The following is a 14,451-nucleotide window of genomic DNA, read 5'->3' as shown; positions in this document are numbered from 1 at the left end:
GCTCACCTCCTGGGGAGCAGCAAAGAACGGTGCCATTCGAAGAAAGCTGGAAGAACGGCACGAAGAACGCGGAAGGCTGATATTCCACCGCGCACCGTGCCGATCCGGACGAGTTCATGTTCTGGAGCGTCCACGACCACCCGGACGGCCGCAACCGGGCGCATGCCCGCGCGGACGGCGCTGTGGAGTGTGGCCGCCGACTCCATGTCGACCGCGATCGCGCCAGTCGCGAGCAGTTCCGACCGTTCCTGACCGCGGACGACGTGATCGGAGCCGGTGAGCGGCCCCGTGTGGACGGTGCGCCCCGGCAGGGCGCGTGCCAGTTCCTTGACGAGCAGTTCGGTGCCCACGCAGGGCGTGGTGCCACGCGGGTCCCGGGTCTCGTCGGCGACGACCAGGTCCCCCGGGTGCATACCGGGGGCGAGCCCGGCACAGAAGCCCGTGGCCAGCACGGCCGCCCCGCTCAGCGCGGGGCCGGCCAGGGCCCGGGTGACCGCCCGTTCGGCGGCACCCGGCCCCATGCCCGTACGCAGCACGGTGACCGGGCCGTCGGCGCTGCCCCGGTCGCCGCCGGTGCGCAGGGCGAGCTGCTCGATGCCGAGCGCGCACGCGATCAGCAGCGGGGCGGCGCCCGGTGCCGTGCTCATCAGCTCGCCCTGCCGAAGGAGCCCTGCCGGTCGGCGAACGGTTCGCCGTTGACGTACCGGCCGAGCGCGGTGAGCGGGAAGACCTGCCGGTAGAGGTGGTAGTTGATCGAGAAGTCCCACGGGAACCCCGTACCGGTGAAGTACGGCTCGTCCCAGGAGCCGTCCGCCAGCTGGGTCTCCGCGAGCCACGCGACACCGCGCTCGGCGGCCTTGGAGTCGCGCTCCCCGGCCGCGAGCAGCGCCAGCAGCGCCCACCCGGTCTGGGAGGCGGTCGAGGCGCCGCGCCCGCTCCACTCGGCGACGTCGTGGTAGGAGCGCAGGTCCTCGCCCCAGCCGCCGTCGTCGTTCTGCACGGTCTCCAGCCACGCCACGGCCCGGCGGATCGCGGGATGCGATCCGGGCAGTCCGGCGGCGACCAGCGCGGGCACCACCGACCCTGTTCCGTATACATAGTTGACGCCCCAGCGGCCGAACCAGGAGCCGTTCGCCTCCTGTTCGGCGAGCAGCCACTCGATGCCGCGGCGGGTGCGCGGGTCGTGGGACAGCCCCTCGACCGCGAGCATCTCCACGACGTGCGCGGTGACGTCGGCGGACGGCGGGTCGATGACCTCGCCGAAGTCGCAGAACGGCAGCCGGTTGGGGAAGGGGCTGGTGTTGTCGACGTCGAAGGCGCCCCACGCGCCGTTCCTCGACTGCATGCCGAGGTTCCAGCGCACCCCGCGCCCGATGGCCTTCTCCATGCGCTCCGGGTCGTGGTGCTTGACGCGGCGCAGCGCGAGGACGACCTCCGCGGTGTCGTCGATGTCGGGGTAGTTGTCGTTGTGGAACTCGAACGCCCAGCCGCCCGGCGGCAGATGGGGCCGCTTGACCGCCCAGTCCCCCGGGCGGACGATCTCCTCTCCGAGCATCCAGTCCGCGGCCTTCACCAGCTGCGGATGGTCGGCGGGCACGCCCGCGTCGGCGAGCGCGATGGTCGCGAGGCAGGTGTCCCAGACCGGCGACTGGCAGGCCTCGATCATTCGGGCCCCGTCCTCGCGCCAGACGGTGAACCGGTCGAGGGACGCCAACCCCTCGCGCATCACCGGGTGTTGGAGGTCGTAGCCCAGCAGGTGCAGCGCGATGATCGAGTACACGGCGGGCGGCTGGATGCCTCCCCAGCAGCCGTCGTTCTCCTGCCGCTCGATGATCCAGCGGGCGGCGGTGTTCATCGCGGCCCTGCGGAGTCGGCGCGGTGCGACCTTGCGGTAGGCGTGCAGGGCCTTGTCGAGCCGCTGGAAGACCCCGTCCCAACTCCCCACGGGGGCAAGGGGCTTGACCGGGTTCGGGTTGTTCTCGTCGGTGTGCAGCTCGTCGAGCGGGAACGGCGCGGGCCGTACCGGACGCTTCGCCGAGACGACGGTGAGCGGCACGATGGTCTGCCGCGCCCAGCACCCGAAGTCGTAGATGTTGAGCGGCACCCACTTGGGGAAGTAGATGAGCTCCGGCGGGAGTTCGGGCAGGTCGTCCCACTTCCACCAGCCGAACAGGGCGAGCCAGATCCGGGTGAAGACCCGGGCCGAGGCGATGCCGCCCCGCTCGCGGATCCACGCGGACGCCCTCGCCATGTGCGGCTCGTCCGGCGCGTCACCGGCCAGCCGCAGGGCGACGTACGCCTCGATGGTGGTGGAGAGTTCGCCCGGTCCGCCGTAGAAGGTGGCCCAGGTGCCGTCCTCGCGCTGCTCGCCTCGGATGAAGAGGCCGGCGGCGCGGGTGGTCGCGTCGTCGCGGATCCCCAGGAACTGGCGGAGCAGCAGGTCTTCGGCGTCCATCGTGACGTTGGTCTCGAGGTCGCCCTTCCACCAGCCCTGGGCGTCCTGCGTGGAGAGCAGGAAGTCGGTGGCGCGCAGTATCGCGCGCTCGGCGGCGTCTCGGGGGTCGACTGTCCCGGCCGCCTCGGGAGTCGTGACTTGTGTGGTTTCGCTGGCCGCGGCTGCCCGGGGCGGCAGGGCCCCGGTGCTTCCGTCGGTCGTCGCTGTCATGGCTTCCCCTTCGTGCAGTGGCATGTCTCTGCTGTGGGTCCGCCGTCGGCCGGTGCTCGTTCTCCCGCGGCACCGGCCGGCGACTACGCGAGGCTTATTCGACCGATAGTGATCATCTCTTTCGTACGACGACGAAGTCGGCGAGCTCCACGAACTGGGCCCGTACGTGGTCCGGCATGAGGATCGTGTCGAGCGCCTCGATGGCGATGGTGTGCTGGCGGCGCGCCTCCTGCGCGGTCCACTCGCGGCCGCCCGCCTGCTCGATGAGCGCGGCGCGCGCGGCGAACTCCTCCTCGGAGAAGTTCTCGAAGTCGCTGCTCTTGGCGTCCTCGGCGAGCAGTTCGCCGAGGCGCTCGGAGGCCGGGCCGCCCGCCGCGAGCGCGGCCACGACCGGCAGGGACTTCTTGCGCTGGCGCAGGTCGCTCCAGGTCTGCTTGCCGGTGGCCACCGGGTCGCCCCAGATGCCGAGCAGGTCGTCGACGGCCTGGAAGGCGAGGCCGAGGTGGTAGCCGTACTTCTCCAGCGTGTCGGCGGTGACGTCGTCGGCGCCGCCGAGGACCGCGCCGATGGAGCAGGCGCAGGCGAGCAGGGCGCCCGTCTTGTTGCCCTCCATCTCCAGGCACTCCTCGACGCTGACCCGGTCGCGGTGCTCGTAGGAGATGTCCTGCGCCTGGCCGTCGATCAGGGCGCGGGTGGCGGTGGTCAGGCGGCGCGTGGCCCGGCCCGCCTCGACCGTGCCGAGCTCCAGGAGCAGCTCGTTGGCCAGCGCGAACAGGGCGTCGCCGACGAGGATGGCCTGGGCTGGGCCGTGCACCTTCCAGACGGTGTCACGGTGGCGGCGCTGCTCGTCGCCGTCCATCAGGTCGTCGTGCAGGAGCGAGAAGTTGTGCACCAGTTCAACGGCGACCGCGCCCGGCACGCCCACCTCGGGGGCCGCGCCGGCGGCCTCGGCGGACATGACGGCGAGGGCGGGACGTACGGCCTTGCCGCCGTCTCCCTCCGCGGGGTTGCCTTCGGCGTCGATCCAGCCGAAGTGGTAGGCGGCGACGGTGTCCATGGGAGGGGCGAGGCGGTTGATGGCCGCCCTCAGTACCGGAGTGGCCAGGGTCCGGCCGCGCTCCAGGAGCGCGGTCACGTCCACCGCGTCGGCAGCCGTCGATGCCGGGGGCACAGTGGGCACAGTCTCTCCTCTTGTGGTGATACGGGGGGTGCGGGGGCCCGCCGCGCTCAGTTCGAGCGTCACGCCGCCTCCTCGAAGAGCTCGAAGAGGTGATCGCGGGGCCGGCCCAGGGCGCTCAGCGCGGCGTCCGCCGCACTCACGCCACTGCGGACCGCACTCTCCATGGTCGCGGGCCACCCTGTGGCGGTCCACGCGCCGGCCAGGTAGAGGCCGGGTGCCTTGGTACGGGCGCCGGGCCGCAGCCGCCCGCCGCCGGGGGTCGGAGCGAACGTCGCCGTGCGCTCCCTGGTCACGAAGAAGTCCCGGACCTCGGCGCCGCGGGTGCCGGGCAGCAGCCGCTCCAGCTCCGGCAGGTACCGCTCGCGCAGTGCCGAGACGGGTTCGTCGATCTCGTCCTGCGCGGCCGACTGCGACAGCGCGAGGTACTGGCCGCCCGAGAGCCCGGACGCCTCGGTCCGGTCGAAGACCCACTGCACCGGCGAGCCGAGCGCGGCGAAGAACGGCCGGCTGAGCACCTTGCGGTCGTACACGACGTGGATGTTGAGGATCGACGCCGTACCGATGTCGAGGAGCTGTTCAGGGGCGTCGAGGGCGCCGTCGGGCAGCAGACCGTGGGCCTCGCGCTGCGGTACGGCGAGCACGACCGCGTCGGCGTCGAGCGTCTCGCCGGGAACCTGAACGCTCCAACGCCCGTTCTCGTTGAGGGAGATGGAGGTGACCCGTGTCCGGAGTTCGGTACGGACGCCCGCGGAGTCGAGCGCCTTGCGGGCCAGCCGGTCGTGCAGTTCACCCAGCGGGACGCGAGCCCAGCCGATGTCGGCCGCGCCCGGATCGGACAGCAGACCGGTCTTGAACACCATCGCGGCGAGCCCGAGCGACGCGTCGCCGGCGACCGCGTTGAGGGTGGCGACCCCCACCAGGTCCCACAGTGCCTCGATGGCACGCTCCGACTGACCGTGCGCGGCCAGCCAGGTGCCGAAGTTCTGCGCGTCGAGCGCCGGATCCGCGAGGTCGAGGCCCTTGAGGGCCAGCGCGGCACGTCCTACTTTGGCGCGCTCGGCGAGCGACAGATGGGGATACGTCGCGAGGCTTCTGGCGAGATGCAGCGGTACGGGCAGAGCCGTGCGGCCGATTCTGCCGAGTCTGCGTCCGGGTTTCGCCTCCGCGTCGAGAACGGGCACGTCGAGACGATCCTGCAGGGGAGCAAGCTCTGCTCCGTCGACGCGGTCGAGGAACCAGCGGTACGCGGTGCAGCAGCGCAGATACACATGCTGGCCGTTGTCAACGGTGAGAGCGCCGCGCTGGAAGGAGAAGGCCAGCCCGCCGAGGCGCGGCCTGCCCTCCACCAGCGTCACGCGCACCCCGGAGTCGGCGAGCGCGAGCGCGGTGGTGATTCCGGCGAGCCCCCCGCCGACCACCACGGCCGTCGCCGGGCGGCTCCGCGGATCCGCGTCGAGCCCCTCGTCCTGCGTCGTGTCGTTCATCGTGCACCTTCCCCCGAGGCCGGGCCGTGCTGATCGAACAGTGCACGGTCGGCCGTTGAAGTCAGGGACGCGGTCCCCGACCGGAGGGTTGCGCGCCGTTTCCCGGGACTTGCGTCATCTTGGCCCAAAGTGTCCATCAAGCGCGCCTCCTGATGGTTCGGCGCGAGACGTGCCGGGCGTCGAGACCGGAAAGGCCCCGCACGGCGACGTACGCCTTCTCGCGACCGGGCAGCGAGACACGGCCGCGCAGGACGGCCTCCGGCTCGCGCTCGATACGGTCGAGGAGGCGGCGGTAGATGCCGGCCATGGCGGCGACGCAGGCGCCGCTGCGGCGGTCCAGCATGGGCAGCAGCCGGTAGCCCTCCGCGAAAAGCGCGCGGGCCCGTCGCACTTCGAAGTGGACGAGGCCCGCGAAGTCGGAGCCGGCCGGTGGATACGCTCCGTCGAAGCCGGCCGAGCAGCCGAATTTCGCCAGGTCGTCCGCTGGAAGATAGGTACGCCCGTCCTCCGCGTCCTCGCGAACATCCCTGAGGATGTTGGTGAGTTGCAGCGCGAGCCCGAGCGTGTCGGCGTACTCGGGCGCCCGCTCGGCGCCGCGCGCCCCCGGTTCCGTACCGAAGACGCCCAGCGAGAGGCGGCCGATGGCCCCGGCCACGCAGCGGCAGTAGACCTTGAGGTCGTCCCAGGTCTCGTAGGTCTCGCCGCGGACGTCCATGAGGACGCCGTCGATCAGCTCGTCCAGGCCGTCGAGCGGGACCGGGAAGTGGTCCGCCGTGTGTCTGAGGGCGACCGCGACCGGGTCGGTGTCGTCCTCGTCCACGGAGCGGTCGCGGACCCGGGCGAGCAGCGCCCGGGTGTCTTCGAGGCGCGCGGCCTTGACGTCGGGAGCGAGCGTGCCGTCCCCGATGTCGTCGACGCGGCGCGAGAACGCGTACAGCGCCGACATGGCGCGGCGCTTGGGCGTCGGCAGCAGTCTGATGCCGTACGCGAAATTGCGGGCCTGCTGCCCGGTGATCGCCTCGCAGTAGCTGTATGCGGCGAGTACCGGTGCGGACATGTGCGGCGGAGCCTCCACGGTCCGGATCACCCCTCTCCTCGCAGAGTCACTCCCACCTCGCGCAGCAACTGGATCTTGCCGGGCTTGGGCGGGCCGGAAAGTACGTCGTATTCGGCGGCGGCAATCGCACGGATTGCCGCCCTTCCTCCTGCAACGAAGCCCGCGAGCAGCAGCCTCAGCCTGCCGTGGACGCTACCCACGAGGGGGGTGCCTTCATTCAGGAGGTTCAGGGCGCGTTCTGCTTCGTATGCAACCAGTGCGCGCACCGATGCGCCTGCCGTGGCCGTGGCGAGATCCGCCTCCTGGACATGAAAGCGCTTCATGTCCTCGGCGGGCAGATAGACACGGTCGCGGTCCAGATCCTCGGCCACGTCCTGGAGGTGCTCGACGATCTGCAGTGCCGTGCAGACGGCGTCGGAGCGGCGGACCCGCTCGGGGGTCGAGGTGCCGGTGACCGAGAGGACCAGACGGCCGACCGGGTTCGCGGACAGTTCGCAGTAGGCGACGAGGTCGTCGTAGGTCTCGTACCGCTTGACGAGCTGGTCCTGGCGGTTCGCCGCGATCAGGCCGAGGAAGGGCTCGGGGGTCAGCCCGGTGCGGCGGACCGTCGACTGGAGGCGGCGCAGGAGCGGGTGGCGCGGGGTCGCGTCGAAGACCCTGTGGAGGTCGGTCTCGAAGGCGTCGAGGAGGAGCAGCCGGTCCTCGGCCTCCTCCGGGGACACACCCAGGAGGCGGGCGTCGGCACCGCCGGGGGCCAGGTCTCCGTCACCGATGTCGTCGACCAGGCGGGCGAAGCCGTACACGGCCATGAGGTCGGCGCGCCAGGCCCTGGGCAGGAAGAACGGCGCCACGGGGAAGTTCTCGTCCGTGGCCTTGTCCAGGGTGCTGCGCTCCGGGTCACCGGCGCGCGCCGTCCCGGCTGGCGTCACCGCTCACTGCCCGGGCCGGGAACGGCACAAGCGAAGACGGCACGCGCACAGCTGAGCTGGAGAGTTTCCGTAGCCATTGCCGTCACATCTCCCGTTCTACACTGCCGACCCAATACAGACTATTTCGGACACGCCGCCCGGTCGTCCGCGCAGCAGACCCTATGCCGGGTGTCGCGCATTATCGCCCTACTTGCCGCGAATCAGCACCGGTACAGCTTACGTTGTACAACCCGGCATGCCTCGTCGGGGTGTCCTGCACATCACAACAACACACCGATTGGCGTCAAGATTCCTAAGGACGCCCAGAGTTGGCGTTTCCTTTGCAGACGCAGGGCCCCGCCGGAACGTTCCGACGGGGCCCTGAGCGATTCGGGCTACTTGCCCGTGAACTTCTCGTACTCCTTGATGACCTCGTCGGTCGGGCCGTCCAGGCGCAGCTCGCCGCGCTCCAGCCACAGGACGCGGTCGCACGTGTCACGGATCGACTTGTTGTTGTGGCTGACGAGGAAGACCGTGCCCGCGCTCTTGCGCAGCTCGCGGATCCGGGCCTCGGAGCGCTTCTGGAAGGAGCGGTCGCCGGTCGCCAGGGCCTCGTCGATCATCAGGACGTCGTGGTCCTTGGCCGCCGCGATGGAGAAACGCAGACGGGCGGCCATGCCGGAGGAGTAGGTGCGCATCGGCAGGGTGATGAAGTCGCCCTTCTCGTTGATGCCGGAGAAGTCGACGATGTCCTGGTAGCGCTCCCGGACCTGCTCGCGGGACATCCCCATGGCGAGCCCGCCGAGGATGACGTTCCGCTCGCCCGTGAGGTCGTTCATCAGGGCCGCGTTGACGCCGAGGAGCGAGGGCTGGCCGTCGGTGTAGACGTGCCCCCTCTCGGCGGGGAGCAGTCCCGCGATGGCCCGCAGCAGGGTGGACTTGCCGGAGCCGTTGGAGCCGATCAGGCCGATGGCCTCGCCCCGGTAGGCCTTGAAGGAGACACCGCGTACGGCGTGCACCTTGCGGACGCCGCGGTCCTCGCCGCGCTTGATTATGCGGCTGAGGGCCGCGGTGGCGCTGCCCTTGCCGGTCTTGGCGCCGTTGACCCGGTAGACGATGTGCAACTCGTCCGCGATGACGGTGGGGATCTGGCCCACGGTGTTTTCCTCAGCCACGGCCGTAGCGCTCCTCAGCCTTCCAGAAGTACACGAATCCGCCGACGGCGACGAGGAGGGCCCAGCCGGCCGAGACCGCCCACACGTGCGGGGGCAGGTTCTCGGAACCGTAACCGTCGATCAGCGCGAAGCGCATCAGGTCCATGTAGATGGCGGCCGGGTTCCACTGGAGGATGTCGGCGATCCAGGCGGGGTGCTTCTCCAGCATCACAGGGATCGAGAACATCACGCCGGACGCGTACATCCACGTACGCATCACGAACGGCATGAGCTGCGCGAGGTCCGGGGTCTTGGCGCCCATCCGGGCCATGATCATCGCGAGGCCGGTGTTGAAGAGGAACTGCAGGGCGAGCACCGGGACGATCAGGAGCCAGGACAGGCCCGGGTAGCTGCCGAAGCCGACCGCCACGACGAAGAGCACGATCATCGAGAAGAGCAGCTGCTGGAGCTGCTGCAGCGAGAACGAGATCGGCAGCGCGGCCCGCGGGAAGTGCAGCGCCCTGACCAGGCCGAGGTTGCCGGAGATCGCGCGGACGCCCGCCATCACCGAGCTCTGCGTGAAGGTGAAGACGAAGACGCCCGTCACCAGGAACGGGATGTAGACCTCCTGGGGCATGCCGCGGTCGGCGCCCAGGATCAGGCCGAAGATCAGGAAGTACACGAGTGCGTTCAGCAGCGGTGTGGCCACCTGCCAGAGCTGGCCGAGCTTGGCCTGGCTGTACTGGGCGGTCAGCTTCGCCTGCGAGAAGGCAAGGATGAAGTGACGCCGTCCCCAGAGCTGGCGGACGTACTCGACGAGTCCGGGCCGGGCGCCGCTGACGGCAAGCCCGTACTTGGCGGCGAGGTCCGCCGCGGAGAGCCCTTCATCGGGCGACGGAGGGGCGCTCACCGCGACACCACCGTCATGCGTTGTCTCACTCACAAGTGGAAACTTTCGTCCTCAAGATACGCAGCCTGGTCGGGCGTAGGCCAAAGCCAGGGACCGGGGTACGGCCCGAATGCTCTCAGATTTCGAGCTTGTCAGATGACGGGTGGCCGGCCCAGTCTGGTCGGGCGCAATACCGTACGCCACTTCATGGGGCGCCGGGGGCCGCACGGACTGGTCCAGCCCTCCTTGAAACCACCGAACCAGGCTTTCAGCGCGGGGCGGGAGGGGCGACGGGCGAGGGTCAGCAGCATCCACACGCCGAGATATACGGGAACCAGCGGCGCGGGCAGATTGCGGCGGGCCAGCCAGACACGGTTGCGGGCGACCATCCGGTGGTAGATCGCGTGCCGCGAGGGTGCGGTCGTGGGGTGGTACAGCACCATGTCCGAGCGGTAGTCGATCATCCAGCCCGCGTCGAGGGCACGCCAGGCGAGGTCGGTCTCCTCGTGGGCGTAGAAGAACTCGTCGGGCAGTCCGCCGACCTGGCCGAGCACCTTCGTACGGACGGCGTTGGCACCGCCGAGGAAGGTGGTGACGCGCGAGTTGCGCATCGGGTCGGAGGCGCGCAGCCGGGGCACGTGGCGGCGCTGGGTGACCCCGGTCTCGGGGTCGGCGATGCGGAAGCTGATGATGCCGAGCTCCGGGTCGGCCCCGAAGGCCTGGCGGCAGAGCTCCGCGGTGTCGTGGTTCGCGAGGAGGCCGTCGTCGTCCAGGAAGAGGAGGACGTCCACGTCGGCTCCGCCTGGGCCGAACGCCTCGATGCCGACGTTGCGGCCGCCGGGGATGCCGAGGTTCTCGGCCAGCTCGACCGTCCGTACGCCCGCGGGGACGTCCGGTACGGGCGAGCCGTTGCCGACCACGACCACCTCGACCGGGTCGCCGTCCTGCTTGGCGACCGAGTCGAGGAGGGCACGGAGTTCGTCGGGGCGGTTGCCCATGGTGATGATCACCGCGCCGACCTTCATGGCCGTGCTCACTTCAGCCTGCTCGAAGCGAGGATGGACACCAGGTGCAGCACGGTCTGCAGCAGCGCGATGCCGGCCAGGACCGCGACGCCGAGCCGCGAGAAGAACAGGTCGTCCCTGACCGTGTCCAGGACCGCGAGGACCAGGATCAGCAGGGAGGCCTCTATGCCGAGGACGAGCCGGTGGAACTTGAGCGCGCCGGCGGCCCGGCGGGCCAGCGCCATGCCGGAGGAGCGCGGCTCGGAGGCCGACTCCTGGACCGGCTCCTTGCCGGTCTGGTGCCGGGCGACCCCGACGAGGTCGGTCTCGGACTTGATCAGGACGGCGCCGAGGGCGGCCAGGGTGCCGAGGAAGGCCCACAGCCAGTCGATCCGCCCGGTGCCCCACAGGTCCGCGGCGCGCAGGCCGAAGCCGACCAGGACCGCGGCGTCGCACAGGTAGGCGGCGACACGGTCGACGTACACCCCGGTCATCGAGTACTGCTTGCGCCAGCGGGCGATCTCGCCGTCGACGCAGTCGAACAGCAGGTACAGCTGGACCATCAGTACGCCGAGCAGGGCGCCCGGGATGCCCGGCACCAGCAGGGCCGGGGCGGCGAGCACGCCGAAGACGGTCATCACGTAGGTCAGCTGGTTGGGCGTGACCCGGGTGTTCACCAGGTGCCGGTCGATGCGCAGCGAGATCTCGCGCATGTAGAGCCGGCCACCCCAGTGCTCGCCGCTCCGCCGGTCCTTCACACCCGGGGGGTGGACGACCGGGCGGAGTTCAGCTACCGATGGCTTTTGCATAGTCGGCGTATGCGTCCCTGATCTGGTCGGTGGACAGGTCGAGGTGTTCGAGGATCGTGTAGCGGCCCGGCCGGGTCGACGGAGCGAACTCCACGACCTGGACGAACTCGTCCACGGTGAAGCCGATCTCGTCCGGGAGCACGGGGAGGCCGTGGCGGTGGAGGACCTCCGTCATGTGCCCGGCCGTCTCGTGGTCGCCCCGCAGGAACGTGGCGAACGCTCCGCCGAGGCCGCACTGCTCGCCGTGGAGGGCACTGCGCTTGGGGAAGCTGAGGTCGAACGCGTGGCTGATCTCGTGGCAGGCACCGGATGCCGGGCGGCTGTCACCGGCCACCGACATCGAGATGCCGCACAGGACCAGCGCCTCGGAGAGCGTCGTCAGGAAGGCGTCGTCGCCGACACCTCCCGGGTGGCGCAGCACCGCTTCAGCGGCCTGACGGGCCATGGCGGCGGCCAGGCCGTCGACCTGCTCGCCGTTCTCCCGGTGCGACAGCTCCCAGTCGGCCACGGCTGAGATCTTGCAGATCACATCGCCGATACCGGCCCGTACGAATCGCACCGGAGCCTCGCGGATGACATCGAGGTCGATGACGATGGCGATCGGGTTGGGCACACCGTACGAGCCGCGGCCCGCGTCGTTGTCGAGCGTGGCGACCGGGGAGCAGAGACCGTCGTTCGCGAGGTTCGTGGCCACCGCGACGAGCGGCAGGCCAACGCGCGCGGCGGCGTACTTCGCGCAGTCGATGACCTTGCCGCCACCGAGGCCGACGACGGCGTCGTAACGGCCGGCCTTCTTGATCGAGTCGGCGAGACGGACCGCTCCGTCGATGGTGCCGTCGGCGTCGCAGAACCAGTCCGCCTCGGGGAACGCCGGGGCGAACCGCTCACGCAGGACCTTGCCGGAGCCGCCGCTGATGGCGAAGGCCAGGCGGCCGGAGGGCGCGATGCGCTGGTCGGACAGGATCGTCGCCAGATCGTCGAGCGCCCCCGGCCTGATGTCGACGACGACCGGCGAGGGGATGAGCCTCGTCAGTACTGGCACGCGATTTCACGTCCCTTGGCGAGGTCGTCGTGGTTGTCGATCTCGACCCACTTGACGTCGCCGATGGGGGCCACGTCGATGCGGAAGCCGCGGTTCACGAGCTCCTGGTAGCCGTGCTCGTAGAACTGCTGCGGGTCGGTCTCGAAGACCGTCTTCAGCGCGTCGGCCAGCTCGTCGGCCGCGTCGCCCTCGATGAGGGTGACGCCGATGTACTCACCGGTCGCCTCGGCCGGGTCCATCAGCTTGGTGATCTTGGTCATGCCGCCCTCGGGGCCGACGACGACCTTCATCTCCTCGTCGGCGAGGGACTTCACCGTGTCGAGGGCGAGGATGATCTTCTTACCGTCGCCGCGGGCGGCGAGCAGGGTCTTCTCGACGGAGACCGGGTGCACGGTGTCGCCGTTGGCGAGGATCACCGAGTGCTTGATGGCGTCACGGCCGCACCACAGGGAGTAGGCGTTGTTCCACTCCTCGGCCTTGTCGTTGTCGATCAGGGTGATCTTGACGCCGTACTTCTGCTCCAGCGCCTCGCGACGCTCGTAGACGGCTTCCTTGCGGTAACCGACGATGATCGCGACCTCGGTCAGGCCGATCTCGGCGAAGTTGCCGAGCGTGAGGTCGAGCACGGTGATGCTGTCCTCGTTGCCCTCGGGTCCCACCGGCACCAGTGCCTTGGGCAGGGTGTCGGTGTAGGGGCGCAGACGCCGTCCGGCGCCGGCAGCCAGCACGAGGCCGATCATGCGGGTTCTCCTTCATCGTGTACGGCGGGTGCGCCGAGTTTGTGGGCGGTCACCCAGAAGCGGATGCTCTCGACGAGCACCACGAGCGCCACGGCCACGGCGAGAGCCGTGAGCGCGACCTTGAAATCTGTGGCGGTGAGCAGCGCGGCCAGGACGGTGACCAGCAGCGTCCTGCCTTCGTGCCCGCCGATCGCCCGCACCAGCCAGTGCGGCGGCGCGCCGGCGTTGCCGCGGATGCGGTACACCGTGTCGTAGTGATGGTAGGCGACGGCCGCCACCAGCCCGAAAGCTGCGGGAAGGGCTCCGTTCACATCGGCTTTGGCCGCCAGTACCAGAACGGTCCCGTATTCGGCCGCCCGGTAGAACGGCGGAACCAGCCAGTCCAGGGCGCCCTTCAGGGGCCGCTGCAGGGCCACGGGCGACAGCAGGACGTACACGCCGGCACCCAGAACGGGCCACCAACTGCCGTACGGGGAAAGCCAGGAGGCGCCCACCACGAGTGCACCGGCGATCAGGGCGACGGCGGCCGGGCCGCTGACGCGCACTCCGCGCGTCAGGCGGGCCAGGAACTCGGTGAGCGGACCGGAGTCGGTGAGGTCGGCCAGGGCCTGGGCGGCCCGGTCGGTGCGCTGTGCCTTGCGGGTCAGGGACCTCAGCACCCGGCCCGCGGTCGTGTAGGTCGCGGCGAAGGCGCAGCCGATCAGCAGTACGTAGAAGGTGATGCGGGGCGTCGTGACGGCCGTGAGGACGGCGATCATCGCCCAGCGCTCGCCGATGGGCAGCACGATCATGCGGCGCAGCCAGACCGTCCAGCCGACGCTGTCGAGCCTTCCCGAAAGGGCCGCGGTGGGGCTGGTGTTGGCGGTGGCGTCGTGGTTCGCCTCGTTGAAGGAGAAGTCGACGACGTGCCGGCAGGTCTGCAGGACCATCGCGCCCAGGGCGAGGGCCCATACGTCGTCGCCGCCGCGGGCCGCGCCGAGGGCGAGGCCCGCGTAGTAGGCGTACTCCTTGGCGCGGTCGAAGGTCGCGTCGAGCCAGGCGCCGAGCGTGGAGTACTGCAGGGAGTAGCGGGCGAGCTGGCCGTCCGTGCAGTCGAGGACGAAGGAGAAGAGGAGCAGCAGTCCGGCGGCGACGTAGCCGGCGCGGGTGCCGGTCGCCGCGCAGCCCGCCGCGATCAGCGCGGTGATCAGCGAGGCCGTGGTGACCTGGTTCGGCGTGAAGCCGCGGCGGGCGCACCAGCGGGCGAGGTAGCGGGAGTACGGGCTGATGCAGTACGTCGTGAAGAAGCCGTCGCGGGACTTCACGGCCGTACGCAGCCGGATCGCCTCGTCGTCCACGACGGTGACGGCCTGCCGGGCCTCGTTGCGGGCCTGCGGGTCCCGCGGAACCTCGGCGACGAGTTCGCCGAGCTCGGGGCGGTGCAGGTCGGTGTCGAGGACCTCCGCGATCCGCTCGGCGAGGATGCCGACCACCACCGAGCCGTTCGAGGCGTCGTCGGAGGCGGTGCGCAGCGCGCGGG

14 protein-coding genes are annotated in these 14,451 nt (G+C 70.4%); all 14 read right to left on the bottom strand.

Annotated elements, in window-relative coordinates; all coding sequences use genetic code 11:
* Window positions 1-2 precede the first annotated feature (2 nt).
* Window positions 3-647: a 1-hydroxy-2-methyl-2-butenyl 4-diphosphate reductase gene (locus O3Q52_RS18290; protein ID WP_269649852.1), complete on the bottom strand. Its 645-nt coding sequence runs from the start codon at window positions 645-647 to the stop codon at window positions 3-5.
* Window positions 647-2,665, bottom strand: a complete 2,019-nt coding sequence (gene shc, locus O3Q52_RS18285) for a squalene--hopene cyclase (protein WP_269649851.1) — start codon at window positions 2,663-2,665, stop codon at window positions 647-649. Before shc ends, O3Q52_RS18290 begins: the two co-directional genes overlap by 1 nt.
* A 112-nt stretch (window positions 2,666-2,777) precedes the next feature.
* Window positions 2,778-3,908, bottom strand: a complete 1,131-nt coding sequence (locus O3Q52_RS18280) for a polyprenyl synthetase family protein (RefSeq protein ID WP_200394684.1) — start codon at window positions 3,906-3,908, stop codon at window positions 2,778-2,780.
* Window positions 3,905-5,329, bottom strand: coding sequence for a hydroxysqualene dehydroxylase HpnE (gene hpnE / locus O3Q52_RS18275; RefSeq protein WP_269649850.1), 1,425 nt, complete (start codon window positions 5,327-5,329; stop codon window positions 3,905-3,907). The genes O3Q52_RS18280 and hpnE overlap by 4 nt, the downstream gene beginning before the upstream one ends.
* Window positions 5,326-5,466: a DUF6380 family protein gene (locus O3Q52_RS54410; protein WP_369124171.1), complete on the bottom strand. Its 141-nt coding sequence runs from the start codon at window positions 5,464-5,466 to the stop codon at window positions 5,326-5,328. Before O3Q52_RS54410 ends, hpnE begins: the two co-directional genes overlap by 4 nt.
* Window positions 5,466-6,416, bottom strand: a complete 951-nt coding sequence (gene hpnD / locus O3Q52_RS18270) for a presqualene diphosphate synthase HpnD (protein WP_269649849.1) — start codon at window positions 6,414-6,416, stop codon at window positions 5,466-5,468. The genes O3Q52_RS54410 and hpnD overlap by 1 nt, the downstream gene beginning before the upstream one ends.
* The gene (gene hpnC, locus O3Q52_RS18265; protein WP_269649848.1) at window positions 6,413-7,315 is read right to left on the bottom strand and encodes a squalene synthase HpnC; all 903 of its coding nucleotides are present in this window, start codon (window positions 7,313-7,315) and stop codon (window positions 6,413-6,415) included. The genes hpnD and hpnC overlap by 4 nt, the downstream gene beginning before the upstream one ends.
* 374 nt (window positions 7,316-7,689) lie before the next feature.
* Entirely contained in the window at window positions 7,690-8,469 is a 780-nt protein-coding gene (locus O3Q52_RS18260) for an ABC transporter ATP-binding protein (protein ID WP_269649847.1), read from the bottom strand.
* Window positions 8,462-9,391 (bottom strand): ABC transporter permease, encoded by a 930-nt coding sequence (locus O3Q52_RS18255; protein WP_190227418.1) that lies wholly within the window; start codon window positions 9,389-9,391, stop codon window positions 8,462-8,464. The genes O3Q52_RS18260 and O3Q52_RS18255 overlap by 8 nt, the downstream gene beginning before the upstream one ends.
* A gap of 98 nt (window positions 9,392-9,489) precedes the next feature.
* Window positions 9,490-10,374: a glycosyltransferase family 2 protein gene (locus O3Q52_RS18250; RefSeq protein WP_269649846.1), complete on the bottom strand. Its 885-nt coding sequence runs from the start codon at window positions 10,372-10,374 to the stop codon at window positions 9,490-9,492.
* The gene (locus O3Q52_RS18245; protein ID WP_269649845.1) at window positions 10,371-11,150 is read right to left on the bottom strand and encodes a CDP-alcohol phosphatidyltransferase family protein; all 780 of its coding nucleotides are present in this window, start codon (window positions 11,148-11,150) and stop codon (window positions 10,371-10,373) included. The genes O3Q52_RS18250 and O3Q52_RS18245 overlap by 4 nt, the downstream gene beginning before the upstream one ends.
* A complete protein-coding gene (locus O3Q52_RS18240; protein ID WP_269649844.1) occupies window positions 11,128-12,192 on the bottom strand; it encodes an iron-containing alcohol dehydrogenase family protein in 1,065 nt (354 codons plus the stop codon). Before O3Q52_RS18240 ends, O3Q52_RS18245 begins: the two co-directional genes overlap by 23 nt.
* Entirely contained in the window at window positions 12,180-12,932 is a 753-nt protein-coding gene (locus O3Q52_RS18235) for a phosphocholine cytidylyltransferase family protein (protein ID WP_269649843.1), read from the bottom strand. The genes O3Q52_RS18240 and O3Q52_RS18235 overlap by 13 nt, the downstream gene beginning before the upstream one ends.
* Window positions 12,929-14,451 (bottom strand): DUF5941 domain-containing protein (locus O3Q52_RS18230; protein WP_269649842.1); only part of this gene is annotated, 1,523 nt, incomplete at its 5' end. The genes O3Q52_RS18235 and O3Q52_RS18230, both read right to left, overlap by 4 nt.

The sequence above is a fragment of the Streptomyces sp. ActVer genome (assembly GCF_027270795.1).
GTDB classification, from domain to species: domain Bacteria; phylum Actinomycetota; class Actinomycetes; order Streptomycetales; family Streptomycetaceae; genus Streptomyces; species Streptomyces umbrinus_A.
The sequence above is the reverse complement of the archived record's forward strand: the minus strand, read 5'-3'. Positions and strand labels throughout refer to the sequence as shown.